We start from the raw sequence: 17,139 nt of genomic DNA on the forward strand, positions 1-17,139 counted from the left end.
AACGCCATGAGGCATGCTTGCGGTTACAATACCGCGAGGCCTAACTACACACCTTTAAGCCGGTCCTGTGAGACCGGGAAGGAGAATTATGGCGAACAACCATACCGCGGGCGCTGCCGCCCGCACCTTCGCGCCCAGCGAGCTTTGCCAGCGCATGCTGGCCAAAACCAGCAAGGGCACCTGCGGTCCCTGCATCCTGTATCTTGAGGATGGGACCATTTTTTATGGACGTGCATGCGGCGCCGAGGGCACCGCGACCGGCGAAGTCTGCTTCAACACCTCGCTCGAGGGCTACTTTGAGGTCATGACCGACCCGAGTTATGCCGGCCAAATCGTAACCATGACCTATCCGCAGATCGGCAACTACGGTATCGACGAGACCGACGTCCAGTCGGCCTTCCCCGGCGACGCCGTGCGCCCTGCGAGCGCTCCGGCCATGCGCGGCATGATCGTTCGCGACATGTGCGCCACGCCTTCTAACTGGCGCTCGGCCGTTAGCGTGCCGGAGTACCTGCGCGCTCACGGCATCGTCGCTATCGAGGGCGTCGACACCCGCGCTCTGGTGCGCCATCTGCGCGACAATGGTTCCAAAATGGGCATTATCTCGACCGAGATCTTCGACGTCGACGAGCTTGCCGAGCGTCTGGCCGCAGCGCCCACGCTGGTAGGCGAGAACCTGGTCAAGACCGTAAGCTGCCCCGCGCCTCACGAGTTTGTGGCCGCCGACCTGCCTGCCACGCATGACTTTGCGCTTTCGGCTGCCGCTCCTGCCCGTCACAAAGTGGTCGCCTACGACTGCGGTGTGAAGCGCGGCATTCTGGAGGGCCTCGTCCGCGCCGGCTGCGACCTTACTGTCGTGCCGTGGGATACGCCTGCGAGTGAGGTGCTCGACATGAATCCCGATGGCGTCTTTTTGTCCAACGGCCCCGGCGACCCCGACGCCGTGGTGGAGACCTACGAGCAGGTGCAGCAGCTGATCGGCAAGGTGCCGGTCTTTGGTATTTGTCTTGGTCACCAGATGATCAGCCTGGCCTGCGGCGCCCAGATGGAAAAGCTTAAGTTCGGTCACCGCGGCGGCAACCAGCCGGTCATGAACCTGGTAAGCCGTCGCGTGGAGATCACCGCGCAAAACCATGGCTTTGGCCTGCTGTTCCCCAGCTTGGGCAAGCTTGTCCCCGAGCTTTCCGGCGGCGAGACCGAGCATGCGGCCGATGGAGATCTGCGCGTCTGGGTGCGCCGCGGAATCGCGCCGGTCGTGATGAACGAGCGCTTTGGCCGCATTCGCCTGACACATGTGAACCTCAACGACGGCACCGCCGAGGGCATCCAGCTGCTCGACGCCCCGTGCTTCTCGGTCCAGTACCACCCCGAGGCCTCGCCTGGCCCCACCGATGCCCACTATCTCTTTACCGCCTTTACGCGACTCATGGACGGCGAGGAGAACTACCTGGACATCGACACCGCGAAGGACCGCCTGGCTGGCTGGAACTTTGCTGAGTCCGAGACCGCTGAGACCGAGGAGAACTAACATGCCTAAACGTACTGACATCAAGCGCATCCTCGTCATTGGTTCGGGCCCCATCGTCATCGGCCAGGCCTGCGAGTTCGACTACTCCGGCGCCCAGGCCTGCAAGGTGCTCAAGGAGGATGGCTTTGAGGTCATCCTGGTCAACTCCAACCCGGCGACCATCATGACCGACCCGGGTCTTGCCGACCGCACCTATGTCGAGCCCATCACCGCCGAATTTATCGAGCGCGTAATCAAGAAAGAGCGCCCGGACGTGCTGCTGCCCACGCTGGGCGGCCAGACCGGTCTGAACGCCGCCGTCGAGCTGGCGAAAGACGGCACGCTCGACAAGTACGGCGTCGAGATGATCGGCTGCGACCTGGCCGCCATCGAGCGCGGCGAGGACCGCAAGCTCTTTAACGAGGCCATGGCCGAGATCGGCCTGGAGGTCGCGCGCTCGGGCTATGCCTACAGCGTGGCCGACGCCGAGGCCATCGCCGAGCGCGTGGGATATCCCTGCGTACTGCGCCCGAGCTTTACCCTCGGCGGCGCCGGCGGCGGCATCGCTCACACCCACGAGGAGCTCGTCTCCATCGTGAGCCAGGGCCTTGAACTCTCGCCTGCCCACGAGGTGCTGGTCGAGGAGTCCATCGAGGGTTGGAAAGAGTACGAGATGGAGGTTATGCGTGACCACGCCGGCAACGGCATCATCGTGTGCTCCATCGAGAACCTCGACCCCATGGGCGTGCACACCGGCGACTCCATCACTGTGGCGCCGGCGCAGACGCTCTCCGACCTTGAGTATCAGCGCATGCGCGTGGCCTCGCTCGCCATTCTGGAGAAGATTGGCGTCGAGACCGGCGGCTCTAACGTGCAGTTTGCCGTGAACCCCCAGACCGGCCGCCTGATCGTCATCGAGATGAACCCGCGCGTGAGCCGCTCGTCCGCCCTCGCTTCCAAGGCCACGGGTTTCCCCATCGCCAAGGCCGCCGCGCGTCTGGCTGTGGGCTACACGCTCGACGAGATCGTCAACGACATCACCAAGGCTACGCCCGCCTGCTTTGAGCCCACAATCGACTACTGTGTGGTCAAGGTGCCGCGCTTTGCCTTCGAGAAGTTCAAGGGAACCGACCCCACGCTCACCACGCGCATGAAGGCCGTGGGCGAGATCATGGCGATCGGCCGCACCTTTGAGGAGGCCTTTGGCAAGGCCATGCGCTCGCTGGAGGACGGCCACCAGGGCATTTGCGCCGGTGGCAAAGAGGGTGCCGATAAGCTGAGCGACGACGAGCTTGCTCAGGCCGTGGCCACCCCGACCGAGCATCGCATCTTCTTTGTGGTCGAGGCCCTGCGCCGTGGCTGGGACATTGCTCGCATCCATGCCATCTGCGGTATCGATCCGTGGTACCTCAACCGTATCAACGATATGGTTGAGGTCCAGGAGAGCATCCGCGGCCTGCGTGTGGAGGATATCGACGCCGACGCGATGCGCCTGCTCAAGCAGTACGGTACGAGCGACGCCGAGATCGCCGCGCTGACCGGCTCGGACGAGCGCTTTGTGCGCGCCTATCGCAAGGGTCTGGGCGTGGTTCCCAGCATGAAGACGGTCGATACCTGCGCTGCGGAGTTCTCGAGCGCCACGGAGTACCACTACAAGACGTACGAGAACATCTACCGCACGAGCCCGGATGCCAAGAAGTGCGTGGCTCCCGACGAGACCACGCCGGCGGACAAGCCCAAGGCGATGATCCTGGGCGCCGGCCCCAACCGTATTGGCCAGGGCATCGAGTTCGATTACTGCTGCGTGCATGCGAGCTATGCGCTGGCGGCCCGCGGCTTTGAGACCATCATGGTCAACTGCAATCCCGAGACCGTCTCGACCGACTACGACACGTCCGACCGCCTGTACTTTGAGCCGCTCACCTACGAGGACGTCATGGACGTTATCGACGTTGAGCGCCCCGATGGCGTCGTGGTGACGCTTGGCGGCCAGACCCCGCTTAAGCTGGCGCGCATGCTCGAGGAGAGCGGCGTGAACATCATGGGCACCAAGCCCGATGCCATCGACTTTGCCGAGGACCGCGAGCGCTTCGCCGCTCTGCTCGACAAGCTGGGCATCATGTACCCGCCGGCGGGCCAGGCCACCTCGTTTGAGGAGGCCGAGGTCGTAGCCGCGCATATTGGCTACCCGCTGCTGGTGCGTCCGAGCTACGTGCTGGGCGGCCGCGGCATGATGATCGCCTACGATGCCGAGCATCTGCGCGATTACATGGCCGAGGCTGCGCGCATTAGCCCCGACTACCCGGTGTATCTGGACCGCTTCCTGGAGGGCGCGATCGAGTCCGATGTCGACGCCCTGTGCGATGGCGAAGAGGTCTACATCGGCGGCATTCTGGAGCATATCGAGGAGGCCGGTATTCACTCCGGCGACTCTGCGACCTGCATTCCGCCGTTCAGCTTTAGCGAGAGCCTGCAGGCAAAGCTTCGCGAGACCACGCGCCGCATCGCGATGGCGCTGGGCGTACGCGGCCTGGTTAACGTGCAGTACGCCATTAAGGGCGAGACCGTCTACGTGATCGAGGCCAACCCGCGTGCCAGCCGTACCGTGCCGTTCATCTCCAAGGCCACCGGCGTGCCGCTGGCCAAGTGCGCGGCGCGTATCATGGCAGGCGATTCCATCGCCAGCCTGGGCCTGCCGAGCGACGAGCGTCAGCTCGATTGGTTCTGCATGAAGGAAGCCGTTATGCCCTGGGGTCGTTTCCCGGGCGCTGACGTTATCCTGGGGCCCGAGATGAAGTCGACGGGCGAGGTCATGGGTATCGCCAAGAGCTATCCCGAGGCATACGCCAAGACGCAGCTGGCGATTGATTACAAGCTGCCCGACCCGAGCGCCGGTAAGGTGTTCATTAGCGTGTGCGACCGCGACAAGCGTCATATCCTTTCGGTCGCGCGTATCCTTCGCTACCTGGGCTTTGATATCTGCTCCACCGAGGGTACGGCGCGCGTGCTGCGCGGCGGCAACGTGACGTGTGAGGTCGTGGAGAAGATTAGCGGCCCGCACGATGGCGAGCGTCCCAACATCGGCGACCTGATCGCCGACGGCAAGATTGCGGTGATCGTCAATACGCCGTATGGCCCGGGTTCTCGTGGCGACGGCTATCTACTGCGCACCGAGGCCGTCCGTCGTGGCGTGACCTGCGTGACGGCGATGTCTGCCGCCAACACGTACGTGAGTGCCATCGAGGCGGTGCGTGAGGACCAGCAGGGTCACGGTAGCGCCAACGACATGGGCATGGACGTCATCGCCCTGCAGGACCTGCCGCAGCACACGGTGTAGTTGACCTGGCCGGCCGGGGCGGCAGCCGGACACTTTCTCTCGGAAACTGGGCTTCGCGAAGTTTTCCGAGAGAAAGGACCGCCTCCCGCCCCGGCCTGCGGTGACTCGGTGGCACCGTGTGCTGCCGAAGGGGCTTTGAGCGATGACTAGGGCTGATAAACTGGTAGCCGCTGAGCGCCACGGGGTCCTCGCGCTGGGAGTAGGTGTGGATGAGGGCAGACGAGACAGCGTAGGAGACAGCGGCAATAAGGATGAAGCCCTCGCCTGTGAGCGTGACGGCGCCGCCGCTATCGCCACCAGTGAGGTTGACGATAACGACTCCGGTAAAACCTATAGCGCAGCCGAGGACTTTGCGCGCAGTGAGCCGTTCTTGCCGGAACACGAGCGCTGCCATCAACACGCAGAGAAACGTGTTCATAGCGTTGACGATTGAGCCGCGCACACCCGAAGCGTTTGAAACGCCGATATAAAAGAAGGCGTACTGCACGATAGTTTGGGCAAGCGAGAGTCTGATAACGAGTGGCCATCCCGTGCGTGAGACACGAGGCAAGCGACGTCTTGTTATGACTGCAGCGGCAAGTGCGATAGCGCCGGCAAGCATAAAGCGCACGCCAGCGAAGAGAAACTCCGATGGTACGTCGCCGTTTTGGATGCCGAGAAGCTCGTAGCCGATCTTGATGCAGGGGATCGCACTGCCCCAGAGCGCGCAGCAGATGAGGGCGAGCGCAGCTACGCACCATGTGCGCGTGAGAGGGTGGCGCGCGGAGTCGGCGTAAACATCGCAAGAGCTGGCGTCGAGTGCGGATGAGGGTTTGGACATACATCTCCCAAACGAGGCGAAGCAGAAAACGCCTCTATGGTACGCGCAATTTTGTGTCCGCACGCGTTGATAGCATAGAACGCGTCATGGAACACAAGTTCGTAAGAAGAGGAGAACGCCATGATGTCAGAGATTACGGGCTATCGTGAGGAAGTTCAGACCATCAAGACGGCGATATTGCGTGCGCAGTATGCTGCGGCGAAGAGCGCCAACGCTCAGCAGCTGCAGCTCTATTTCGCCGTGGGAGGCTACGTCTCCGCCAACACGCGCAATGGCACGTGGGGAACCAACGCGCTCAAAACCATCAGCGAACAATTGCGGAAGGAGCTGCCAGGACTCAGGGGCTTCTCCACAACAAGTCTCAAATATATGCGAATCTTCTTTGAAGCTTGGTCTGCTCCGGGCGATGAACAGGCGTTTCTCGATTCGTCACTCGTGAGTGACGAATCTTCAGACGGTGGCCTTCTGCAAATTCGTCACTTGCAAGTGCCGAATTCAAACACATGTTCTCTCGATGATTTTTTAGCGATTGGGTTTACCCATCATCGGTATATCCTTGCAGGTGCTAAGACCCTTGACGAGCGGCTCTTCTACATTCACAAGTGCGCATTTGAGCACTTAAGTGTGGAGGCGCTCAAACGCTCGCTGAAGGCGGACGACTTTCATCATCAAGGAGAGGTCTCCAACAACTTCCTCTCAACGCTGCCAAAGGGTCAGCAGGCGCTGCGCGCTATCGCCACGTTCAAGGACGAGTATCTGCTCGACTTTATCAATGTTGAGGAACTCGGGGTGCGCGATGCGGAGGATGTCGACGAGCGCGTGTTAGAGCAAGGCATCGTGCAGAATATCAAGCAGTTCATCATGACGTTCGGTCGAGCCTTCGCGTTTGTGGGAAACCAGTACCATCTCGACGCCTTTGGCATCGATCAGTACATCGACCTCCTGTTCTTCAACCGCGACCTCAACTGTTTAGTTGCAGTCGAGCTCAAGAGCGGCCCCTTCAAGCCGGCCTATCTCGGCCAGCTCTCTGGCTATCTACGCATCCTGGACGACTTTGAGCGTCGCGAGCACGAGAATCCCTCCATAGGCCTTGTGCTTTGCAAAGACATGGACAAGGGATTTGTTGACTATGTGATCCAAGACTTCACAAAACCCATGGGTGTGGCCACCTATAAGACGTCGAAGGATATGCCACGAGAGTTGCTCGATGCTCTGCCGCCCATCGATGACTTACGGATGTTGCTGGAGAGGTCTGATGGGTAGCGGTAGGAATTGTTCGGTGTTAGAAGCTTATTTCGCTTATGGCCTTGAGCTTTGCCGATGAGCATGGGGTGGGGAACGTATCAAGGCAGAGTTTGTCATGCAATGAGTATGACAAACTCTGCCTGGAGGAGAGGATACTTCCATGGCAATTGTCCACCGCAATGCTCTCAAGCATGGTTTGTCTGAGAGGGAGGTTCTAGATAATGACTGAGTACAAACTAGCTGATGGATCGGTCCTGACAGACGAAGATATCGAGCGCGAGAGCGTAGAGTTTGAGCAAGAGATTTGGACGGGTCGTCTTGAGCGCATCCATGTCAGGCCTAGCGTTGTTGCTGATGAGCCGCTTGTTGCAGTTACCGTGCGCTTTTCGGCATCCATGGTGGTGGCAATCGACCGAAAGACGGGGGATCGATCCGATTTTATTCGGCGGGCCGTTTTCCCTGCGCTGTAGTAACGTTGCGTCTCCTAAATCGACCTTGGTTTCGTCGAGGAGGTAGATCTTGAGGATGAGGTGTCCTGCTTCGGTGAACCCGTTCTCGAAGACGGGCAGCACGCGCGACACGGACTACCGCGACCTCCTGACCTTCCGCGACGGGGAGTAGCGGCTTGGCGGTGTGCGGCGCCGGCACGTGACGGTGGCGGGCATGAGGCTTGGCCTTCGCGACGGCATGTTCTTTAGAGTTTGCGGTGCATGATGGCACGGCCGTTTTCAAATCGTGAAACATTGCCCGGGAATGAGTAACAGGCTTTGGTTCGTACATCCGTTATAACGGGAGTTGCAAGAAGTGACATCCGTGACGAGAGGTTGAACTCATGACTCAGCACCGGTTTCCCGAAGGTTTCCTCTGGGGTGCTTCCACCAGCGCTTTTCAGGTTGAGGGTGGGTATGATGAAGGAGGCAAAGGTCCGGCAACCACCGATCGCGGCCCGGGGCGTCCCGGCATCGCCGATAACAAGATCGCCTCGGACCACTATCATCACTGGCGTGAGGATGTCGACCTCATGGCCGAGCTCGGCATCAAGGTCTACCGGATGGGTTTCGCTTGGAGCCGCATCATGCCCGATGCCTCGGGGGATCCCAATCCTGAGGGCTTGGCGTTTTATGACCAGCTGATTGACTACCTGCTGGAGCGAGGGATCGAGCCCTTGGTCACCCTGTATCACTTCGAATGTCCGAGTGCGTTGGTCGAGGCCTTCGGCGGCTGGAAGAGCCGTAAGATGATCGACTTCTATGTGCGCTATGCCGAAATCTGCTTCACGCACTTCAAGGGGCGCGTCAAGCGCTGGGTTACCGTGAATGAACAGCTAATTGCGACCTCCGCGCCCAGCAACACGGGTGACACCGAAACCGATCCGCGCCAACGGCAGAAGAACGCCTACCAGATGAGCTATCATGTCGCTCTTGCCGAGCATCGCGCCATCGCGTGTCTGCGACAGATCGACCCCGATGCGCAGATCGGCCCCGTTGTCGCCATGCAGGTGGTCAACCCGCGGACGAGCGCTTCGGCGGATGTGCTTGCGGCCATGAACGCCGAGGAGATGATGCAGAACTACCTGCTCGACCTGAGTGTGCGCGGCGACATCTCGCCTTATGCGCGCTATTACCTGGAGCGCGAAGGTTTCTACCCTGTTGTTGAGTGCGGGGACCACGACATCCTGGTCGCGACGAGGCCCGATTTTCTTGGGGTGAACTACTATTTCAGCAATTGTGCGCATGAGCGCACGGAGCCCATCCGCTTCGACCGGTTCCCTCCGTGGTCGGGCGGGGATTTCGAACTCTGCGATAACCCTGCGATCGCGCCGACCGAGTGGATGTCGAACGGCATCGACCCCCTTGGGCTTCGCGTGGGCATGCGCAAGCTCTACGATCGCTACCAGCTTCCGATGATCGTCACGGAGAACGGCATGGCGCTTTCCGAGTCACTTGACGAGGAGAACAGGGTGCATGATGCCGTGCGCATCGAATACCTTTCACGACATTTGGGCGAGGTCGAGGAGCTCATTCGCGAAGGCTATCCCGTCTTCGGCTACTGCGTTTGGAGCCTCATGGATCTATGCTCAAGTCATCAGGGGTTCACTAAGCGCTACGGCCTTCTGTATGTCGATCGCACGGAAACCGATGCGAAGCAATGCGCTCGTTTCAGGAAGGACAGCTTCTTCTGGTATCAGGACGTGATTAGAGAAAACGGCTTGCCCTGCTGAGCGTCGGTGGTCCGACGAGATTACTCGCCAGTACCGGAATCGGCTCCATAACGCCTCAGGTATTCCATGACTATCAAGTCGATGGCGGCAAGCGCACCGAACTTGCCCGTGTCGATGTTGTTGGTCACTCCGCAGCTCAGTATGCAGGAGGCATGGTTCCAGTAGGCGCTTGAGGTGTTTTGTGTGATGGCGAGAAGACGACAGCCGGAGGCGGCGAGTGCGTTGACGATTTCTGGATAACGAATGGGGTATGTTCCCCCTATGCTGCAAATGATGGCGAGGCTGGATTTGGTGAGCGATTGCGCGCAGGCGAGCTGCGATGAATAATCGAGGTAAAGCTCGATGGGGCGGTTCATGATGGTGAGCCTGCTTTGGAAGTAGCGGCCCACGTCCCAGAGGAAGTGGTGGGAGAAGAACGCGACATGCCCGCTGTCGTGCAAATCATCGACAATGGCGGGCAGTTTCGCGATGTTTGCCGCCGAGATGGTCGTTTCGATATTGAGCAGGATCGCCTCCCGGTAGGATGCCAGAGCGCCTTCCGTGTCGTTTGACAGCTGTTCTACAAAGGCATGTGGAAACAACCCGGTTTTGAGGACGTCATGTTCAAGCTGGTTGCGCAGGTCCTTGAAATCAGCGAAACCCATAAACCGGCAGAATCGCGACACTGAAGCCTTCGAGACGAAGCACATGTCGGCGATTTCTCCAATCGAGAGCTCGCTCAGCTTGCTGTAGTTTTTCACCAGCGTGGTCGCTATCTCGTAGTTGGTGTCGTGCTGCATTGCGGTGTCGATGTAGTCAAGCAACCGTTCGGCAACCGATCCCATCGAGATGGATTTTTCCATGATGGCTGTCCCCTTTATGCTCAGTGGCCCGAATAAGAGGGCCTCATTTGACCAAACTATAGCTCAAACATGCCGGTATTCCTGCGGAGTTTCACGTTATGAAACTCGCGTAGCCATCTCGCAACCTTGTGGCACAGCATGTAACCGATTTTGGATATAGCCGGCGTCATACTTAATGCAAGAAGAGACGACGAAGCTTGCCGCCCCGCCGGAACACGGCATCGGCTCTACACAGGGCATCGCTTCGTTGCTTTGCCGCTCGACGAGATATCGGTTGAGGAGGATCGGATGAAGCGGTTATTGCTGCGCGCCGACGATTTAGGTTACAGCGACGGTGTTAATTGCGGGATAGCGGCCGCGGTCCAAGCGGGGCTCATTCGCTCGGTGGGCGTCATGACCAACATGCCGCTTGCAGAAAGCGGTTTGGCGCGCCTGCAAATCAAGGATCTCTGCTTGGGCCAGCACACCAATATCTGCACGGGTAGGCCCCTCAGCGATTCCTCGCTCATCTCGAGCATCGTTGACGATGATGGCAATTTCAAGCGGAGCTCAGCATATCGCGCCGCCGCGCGGGCTGGGGAGGACTTCGTGGTGCTTGACGAGGTCATTATCGAAATCGAGGCGCAGTATCGGCGATTCCTTGAGCTCGTCGGGCGTGAGCCCGATTACTTCGAGGGACATGCGGTCGCAAGCCCCATGTTCTTCCGCGGCCTTGAGATCGTTGCCGAGCGTCACGGCCTGCCCTATTTCGCGATGGGTGCTCCGGGCGAGCCAGTCACCTTTCGCTCGACGCCGGTGCTTTCCTATGTTCCCAAGGATTTCTCGTCATATGAAGCGGATCCCTTTGCGGCGCTTCGAGAGGCGCTTGAAACGACACCGGAAGGGATATGCCGTCTCATGGTGTTTCACCCAGGTTATATCGACGCGTACTTGCGAGATAACTCGACCATGCTCGAGGCCCGCATCCGGGAAGCCGCGATGCTTGTCGACCCTGATGTCGCCGCATGGCTTGCAGAGCAGGACGTGGGGCTCGTGACGTACGCGGACCTGACGTAAGCGTCCGCTGGGGCAATCTCGCCAATTCACGCTGAATGGCGTACTGCCTGAAGCACGTCGTTGTGATTTTGAAGAGAGGTGGATGCGCTATCTAGAGGGGAAGATGCCGCACGCGGGCATCGATAGAGTTCACTGCAAAGATTGGAGCTGAAACATGGCGGTATTCGACAAGATCCAAAACATAATGGATAAGACAATCGCACCTGTGGCAAGCAAGGTTGCTGACAGCAAGATGCTCGACGCCCTCATGGGCGGCATGATGTGCACGCTGCCCATGACCCTTGGCGTCTCGGTTATCGCGATTCTCATCAACTTCCCCATTCCGGGGTTCTCCGATTGGGTGGTTTCGAGCGGTCTCATGGCGACCGGCAACTCCATCCTCACCGTTACCATGAACATGATGGGTATATACATCTCCTTCTTCATCGGTTTGAGGTGGGGTAAGGTATGCGGCCTTAGCGGTTATACCGGTGGCATCGTGAGCGGCGCGGTGTTTTTGGCATTCATGCCGCAGCAATCGTTCGAGGATATTCCCATGGCGAGTTTCATCAACACGTCGTACATGGGATCGAACGGCATCTTCGTCGCCATTCTGCTTGGCCTGATCGTGCCGAAGGTGACAGCCATTTTGATGAGCAAGCTTGAAATCAAGCTCCCCGATATGGTTCCGCCCATGGTTGCAGACTCGCTGTCGCCGATGTTTGCCGCCATCGTGCTATTCACTGCGGTGTGGTTTGCCAAGTGGGGTCTTTCTTTCACCCCGTGGGGCAACCTGTTCGATATGATCAACACCTTGATCGGCACGCCGGTCACGATGGTCGGTGCCTCTCCTTTGGCCTATATCATCGTGTGCTCGCTGCAGTCGATCTTCTGGTTCTTCGGTGTCCACCCCAACGTGATGCTCAACTTCTACGCTCCGGTAATCATGGCTTGCAGCGCTGCTAACACCGAGGCCATCATCGCGGGCGAGGCACTGCCCTATGGCGCTTGGGCCGTCGTCGCGCTCGGCACCGCCATCGGTGGCCAGGCTAACGCCCTGGGCATCAGCATCTCGCTGCTCTTCACCAAGTCCGAGCGCTTCAAGGCGATTCGCGGCATCGCGCTTGTTCCGTCGCTTTTCAATATCTCCGAGCCGCTCATGTTCGGTCTGCCGGTCGTGCTGAATCCCACGTACTTCATCCCGTTCGTGCTGAACATCCCGGTCTGCGCCATCGTGGTCCAGGCGCTTTACGCCCTCGGTCTTGGGGCTGCGTTCAATCCCACGATTCAGCTTCCCTGGGTGCTTCCCCAGCCGGTCATCGCATTCATGCAGGGCGGCATCGGGTGCCTGGTGATCTCGGTTGCGGTTTTGGCGGTGTCGGTGCTCATGTATACCCCCTTCACCCTTATGGCTGATCGCCAGGCGTTGCGAGAGGAGCAGGCCGCTCTCGAGGAATCGGCCGCATAGGGATTTTCATATTCACACCATCATTTTCCATGAGGTTGGGAGCGTAGGATGAAACATATCGTACTTATGTGCGCCGCGGGCGCTTCGACGAGCATGCTGGTACAGCGCATGCAACAGACGGCTGAAAAAGACGGTTTCGTGTGCACCATCGAGGCGCACCCTGTCAACCAAGCGGCGGAATATGCGGATAGCGACGTTATCCTGCTGGGACCGCAGGTTCGCTTTGAACTCAACAAGGTGAAGAATCAAGTGAACTGTCCGGTGGAGCCGATTGATATGACAGCGTATGGGACAATGAACGCCGAGGCCGTGCTCAAACAGGCTCGAAAGTTGCTGGGGGCATAGCCATGTCAGAGATCAAACAAGAAGCGATCGATCAGTTTGAAATGACGTGCTTCTCTATCGTCGCTCAGGTGGGGAGCGCGCGCAGCTGCTACCTCGAAGCGATAACCTGTGCCGAGAATGGTGATTTTGAGGCCGCCCGGAAACTTATCGACGAGGGCAACGTGGTGTTCAACGCAGGCCACGACGCTCACATGAAACTGCTTCAGCAAGAGGCCAGCGGCGAGGAGCTGCCGTTTCGCATCATCTTGCTGCATGCGGAGGATCAGCTCATGAGCGCTGAGGGCTTCCGTATCCTTGCCGAGCGCTTCATCACGGTCTATCAACGCATGGGTGCAAGCGCCTAACTGATTATCTGACGGGAAGCCGGGACTGCCATGCAGCCCGTCTTCCCGTTTCATGAAGATGTTTTCACGATCGAGGAGGTACCCAATGGCATTTCCGGAGGCTCTGTTAGACCAAGGTTGACATAAAAACGATGTCACCGCGAGGCGGTACCCTTCAATTAACGTCGAAGGAGCGCCCATGGATGCAGACGACCTGGTCATCACCCTCAAGAAGAGCCTGGCGAAGCTCAGCAGGACCGAGCGCCGTAAAGCCGTCGAGTTGGTCGGGGACGTCGTCCGCGCCGCCATGTTCGACGATGCGGCGGGAGATGGCTATGAGGTAGAGCGCTGCCCCCGTTGCGGCTCGGTCGCTATCGTCAAGAAGGGCAAGTCCAGGAACGGCGAGCAGCGCTACCTCTGCCGCGACTGCGGCAGGACGTTCTCCGGCTCCACCGACCGGATCCTCGGCACGAGCAAGTTGCCCCGCGAGACCTGGATGGCCTATGCCGAGTGCTTCGCCCTCATGCTCCCTCTCCGCGAGTGCGCCGGCCGCTGCGGTGTCTGCCTCAAGACCGCCTACACCATGCGCCACAGGCTCATTGAGTGCCTGAAGGAATACTCGCCCACGTTCCATGTGGGGCAGGGGCAGGCTTGCGAGCTCGACGAGACGTACTTCCCCGAGTCCTTCAAGGGCAACCATTCAAAAGGCTCCTTCACCCTGCCGAGAAAGGCTCGCCACCGCGGCAAGCAGGTCCACAGGCGCGGCCTCTCCCGCGAGCAGATCTGCGTCATGACGGGCGTTAGCGACACGGACGCCACCTTCTTCGAGGTCTCGGGCCGCGGCGTTGTCTCGCGCAAGCGTGCGGCGGAGGCCCTTCGCGACCGCATCGGCGCGGGCGCGGTCGTCGCCACGGACAAGGCGACCGCGTACATCGACGTGCTGCGCGACCTGAAGGTCGCCTCGCATGAATCCTATGATTCCAAGGACCGCTCGGAGGGCACCATCAACCGCATCAACGCCGTCCATTCGCTCCTCGGCTCGTTCATGGCCCGCTTCAAGGGAGTGTCCACCAAGCACTTGGGAGCCTACCTCGACTGGTTCCGCTGGTGCCGCACCTTCATGGCGGCGGGTTCGCGCGCGGCGGAGTCCACGGTCGCCCGCCAGCTCGCCAACGGCTCCTGCTCGACCCGCGTCCGCGACATGTTCGGCCTCGAGCCTCCCCTCATGGACTACTGGGACGGGCGGGCGGCCTAGCGAATTAAAATGGTGGCCACGGAGCAGCGACCGCGGAAGGAGCGGCAATGACATCGAACGTCCCGGCCACCACGATAAGAATCGATCCCGAGGTCAAAAGGGAGGCCGCAGCCGTGCTCGACGAGCTCGGGCTCTCCATGTCGGGCGCCATGAACATATTCCTCAGGGCGGTGATCCGCGAGGGCGGCCTGCCCTTCGACGTCAGGCTGGGATCTGAGGGGAAGGCTGACGGGGAGGGCGGGGACCGCGATGGACGGGGGTAGCCCGATTATTTTCCGGTTCGACGAACAGCCGATCGTGTCAAATTTGGTCTAACAGAGCCTTTCCGGAAGGTTTCCTGTGGGGTGGCGCCACCGCCGCCAACCAGTATGAGGGCGGCTGGGAAGAGGGCGGCAAAGGACCGAACACCTCGGACGCCATGACCAGCGGTAGCCATACGGTGTCACGGCAGATAACGTGGCGTAATACCGCGACAGGGGAAACCGGCGCGCTTCCCGTGTATGCGGTTTGCGAGGAGGGACTTCCTGAAGGGCTGGAGGTGGCGGTGGTTGATGGCTACTACTATCCCAGCCACACGGCCACCGACTTCTACCACCACTACGCCGAGGACATCGCCCTCATGGGCGAGATGGGCTTCAAGTGCTTCCGCCTGTCCATGAACTGGGCGCGCATCTTCCCCACGGGCGAGGAGGCTGAGCCCAACACCGAGGGTCTAGCGTTCTACGACGCCGTGTTTGACGAGTGCGCTAAGTACGGCATCGAACCGCTCGTGACGCTCTCGCACTACGAGACCCCGCTCGCGCTCGTGAACAAGTACGGCGGTTGGAAGAGCCGCGAGCTCATCGACCTGTTCGTGCGCTACGCCACCTGCGTCATGAAGCACTATCAGGGCAAGGTGAAGTACTGGCTCACCTTCAACGAGATCAACATGATGAGCATGGGGAGCTTCATGGCGGGCGGGCTTACGGATGGGAGCCCCCATGCGAAGGCCCAGGCGGCGCACAACCAGTTCGTGGCGTCTGCCCTTACGGTTCGGTCGGCGCACCAAATCTCCCCTAAGATCATGGTGGGTCAGATGCTCGCGTACAACCCCATCTACTCCTATTCCGCCGACCCCGCCGATCATCTGCTCGCCATGGAACGCGAGCGTGACGCGCTGTGGTATGCCGACGTGCAGGTGGGCGGCCACTATCCCGCCTATCGCTTGAGGGAGATGGAGCGCGCGGGCATCAAGCTGGAAATGGGCGAGAACGACCTCGAGCTTCTCGCAACCTATCCGGCAGATTTCCTGTCGTTCTCGTGCTACGGAGGCTCGACGGTATCGTTGCGCCAGAAGGAGCTCGAGGTCGCGTCCGGCAATCTCGCTTTCGGCATGGTGAAAAACCCCTACCTCGAGACCAACGCCTGGGGCTGGGCGACCGATCCGTATTGCCTGCGCATCGCCTTGAACGAGCTCTACGACCGCTATCACAAGCCGCTTTGGATCGTGGAGAACGGTATCGGCTGGAGCGACGAGGTGAAGGCCGACGGCTCCATCCATGACGGCTACCGCATCGACTACCTGCGCAAGAACATCCAGAGCATGGAGGATGCCGTGGAACTCGACGGCGTGGACCTCATGGGCTACACCATGTGGGGCTGCATCGACCTGGTCAGCGCCGGCACGGGCGAGATGCGCAAGCGCTACGGCTTCGTCTACGTCGACCGCGACGACGAGGGCAAGGGCACGCTCGCGCGCAGCCGCAAGGACAGCTTCTATTGGTACAAGAAGGTCATCGAGAGCAACGGCGAGGACCTGGACTAACCCTATGGGACAGGGGATAAGATTATGGACTGCTATTTCGGTATAGATGCGGGCGGCACTCAGGTGAAATGGGCGGTGGTGAACGCCGACTACCACATTGAGGAGCACGGAAGTATCCCAACATGCACCTCGCCCGCCGACCAGGTTATCGAAACGTTCCGCTCGGTGATCGAGCCCCATCGCGCCCGGGTGAGGGGTGTGGGAATAAGTATGCCCGGAGTCTTTTCCGAAGGCGATTCCGATGGCGTGGTTGGGGGAGGCGGCGCCCTTCACTGTTTGGACGGATATCCGCTCGGTCGCATCTTGCGCGAGAGCACGGGGCTTCCCGTAACCATCGAGAACGATGCGATGTGCGCGGCACTGGGAGAATATGCCGTCGGCGCGCTGAAGGGGGTCTCCCTGGGGTTGATGGTGGTGATCGGTACGGGTCTCGGCGGTGCCATCGTTGTTGACGGTCACATCTTGCGAGGCGCGCACAATCTCGCCGGCACCGTGTGCTTTGTGAGCAACGATGTGCGCAAGCCCGTGACCTTTGGGTCGGTGTACGGTGATGTCACCAGCTGGCGGGCGCTCCGAGACCAGGTGTGTGCGGCGAAGGGGATTGATCCGACCGATGATATCGACGGATATCGGATTTTCTCTTGGATTGAAGAGGGGGATGAGGACGCTCGTCGCGGTCTGGATGCATACGCGTTGGTCTTCGACAACATGCTGATGGGGTTGCAGTCGGTCATCGACCCTGAGGTCATCGTGGTCGGCGGCGGAATCAGCGCCCGTCCCGAGCTGTTTGAGGCATTTGAGCGCATGATGGATCAGGCTCACGTTCTTCCCATCATACCGAGGCCCTGCATCAAGCCAGCACAGAACGGCAACGATGCCAATTTGCTTGGCGCTGTGCGCACGCTGCGCCGCTCGCTTGGCGAGTGCGATTGATTGG

15 protein-coding genes are annotated in these 17,139 nt (G+C 60.0%); 13 read left to right on the forward strand and 2 right to left on the reverse strand.

Features of this window, described 5'->3' with window-relative positions; genetic code table 11:
* The first annotated feature begins 88 nt into the window (after window positions 1-88).
* Window positions 89-1,528: a glutamine-hydrolyzing carbamoyl-phosphate synthase small subunit gene (gene carA / locus ACGHIZ_RS00150; protein WP_390448255.1), complete on the forward strand. Its 1,440-nt coding sequence runs from the start codon at window positions 89-91 to the stop codon at window positions 1,526-1,528.
* Between the two features lies 1 nt (window position 1,529).
* A complete protein-coding gene (carB, locus tag ACGHIZ_RS00155; RefSeq protein WP_390448258.1) occupies window positions 1,530-4,844 on the forward strand; it encodes a carbamoyl-phosphate synthase large subunit in 3,315 nt (1,104 codons plus the stop codon).
* Here carB and ACGHIZ_RS00160 read toward each other — a convergent pair.
* Entirely contained in the window at window positions 4,807-5,664 is an 858-nt protein-coding gene (locus tag ACGHIZ_RS00160; RefSeq protein ID WP_368141102.1) for a DMT family transporter, read from the reverse strand. The two genes, carB and ACGHIZ_RS00160, sit on opposite strands and share 38 nt — an antisense overlap.
* A gap of 120 nt (window positions 5,665-5,784) precedes the next feature.
* On the opposite strand from ACGHIZ_RS00160, the gene ACGHIZ_RS00165 reads away from it, so the two are divergent.
* The 3 genes from ACGHIZ_RS00165 (at window position 5,785) to ACGHIZ_RS00175 (ending at window position 9,130) form a co-directional block, all read left to right on the forward strand.
* Window positions 5,785-6,927: a YhcG family protein gene (locus ACGHIZ_RS00165; protein ID WP_089572600.1), complete on the forward strand. Its 1,143-nt coding sequence runs from the start codon at window positions 5,785-5,787 to the stop codon at window positions 6,925-6,927.
* A gap of 203 nt (window positions 6,928-7,130) precedes the next feature.
* Window positions 7,131-7,379: a hypothetical protein gene (locus ACGHIZ_RS00170; protein ID WP_368141103.1), complete on the forward strand. Its 249-nt coding sequence runs from the start codon at window positions 7,131-7,133 to the stop codon at window positions 7,377-7,379.
* Window positions 7,380-7,741: 362 nt separating this feature from the next.
* Window positions 7,742-9,130 carry a glycoside hydrolase family 1 protein gene (locus ACGHIZ_RS00175; RefSeq protein WP_161155933.1) on the forward strand — a complete coding sequence of 463 codons (1,389 nt, stop codon included), beginning with the start codon at window positions 7,742-7,744 and terminating at the stop codon, window positions 9,128-9,130.
* Window positions 9,131-9,150: 20 nt separating this feature from the next.
* Here ACGHIZ_RS00175 and ACGHIZ_RS00180 read toward each other — a convergent pair whose 3' ends face one another.
* Window positions 9,151-9,972 (reverse strand): MurR/RpiR family transcriptional regulator, encoded by an 822-nt coding sequence (locus ACGHIZ_RS00180; RefSeq protein ID WP_161155935.1) that lies wholly within the window; start codon window positions 9,970-9,972, stop codon window positions 9,151-9,153.
* A gap of 252 nt (window positions 9,973-10,224) precedes the next feature.
* Between ACGHIZ_RS00180 and ACGHIZ_RS00185 the strand changes: the two genes are divergently transcribed.
* The 8 genes from ACGHIZ_RS00185 (at window position 10,225) to ACGHIZ_RS00220 (ending at window position 17,135) form a co-directional block, all read left to right on the forward strand.
* Window positions 10,225-11,028, forward strand: coding sequence for a ChbG/HpnK family deacetylase (locus tag ACGHIZ_RS00185; RefSeq protein ID WP_233502133.1), 804 nt, complete (start codon window positions 10,225-10,227; stop codon window positions 11,026-11,028).
* Window positions 11,029-11,212: 184 nt separating this feature from the next.
* Entirely contained in the window at window positions 11,213-12,475 is a 1,263-nt protein-coding gene (locus tag ACGHIZ_RS00190; RefSeq protein ID WP_161155939.1) for a PTS transporter subunit EIIC, read from the forward strand.
* A gap of 48 nt (window positions 12,476-12,523) precedes the next feature.
* Entirely contained in the window at window positions 12,524-12,820 is a 297-nt protein-coding gene (locus ACGHIZ_RS00195; RefSeq protein ID WP_368141105.1) for a PTS sugar transporter subunit IIB, read from the forward strand.
* A gap of 2 nt (window positions 12,821-12,822) precedes the next feature.
* Entirely contained in the window at window positions 12,823-13,164 is a 342-nt protein-coding gene (locus ACGHIZ_RS00200) for a PTS lactose/cellobiose transporter subunit IIA (RefSeq protein WP_089572593.1), read from the forward strand.
* A gap of 178 nt (window positions 13,165-13,342) precedes the next feature.
* Window positions 13,343-14,398, forward strand: coding sequence for an IS1595 family transposase (locus ACGHIZ_RS00205; RefSeq protein WP_390446657.1), 1,056 nt, complete (start codon window positions 13,343-13,345; stop codon window positions 14,396-14,398).
* A gap of 47 nt (window positions 14,399-14,445) precedes the next feature.
* Window positions 14,446-14,661, forward strand: coding sequence for a type II toxin-antitoxin system RelB/DinJ family antitoxin (locus tag ACGHIZ_RS00210; RefSeq protein WP_390446660.1), 216 nt, complete (start codon window positions 14,446-14,448; stop codon window positions 14,659-14,661).
* A gap of 74 nt (window positions 14,662-14,735) precedes the next feature.
* A complete protein-coding gene (locus ACGHIZ_RS00215; RefSeq protein WP_390449942.1) occupies window positions 14,736-16,202 on the forward strand; it encodes a glycoside hydrolase family 1 protein in 1,467 nt (488 codons plus the stop codon).
* Window positions 16,203-16,226: 24 nt separating this feature from the next.
* A complete protein-coding gene (locus ACGHIZ_RS00220; RefSeq protein WP_089572591.1) occupies window positions 16,227-17,135 on the forward strand; it encodes an ROK family protein in 909 nt (302 codons plus the stop codon).
* The last annotated feature ends 4 nt before the right edge of the window (window positions 17,136-17,139 follow it).

The organism is Collinsella sp. i05-0019-G5 (assembly GCF_042851345.1).
Taxonomy (GTDB): domain Bacteria; phylum Actinomycetota; class Coriobacteriia; order Coriobacteriales; family Coriobacteriaceae; genus Collinsella.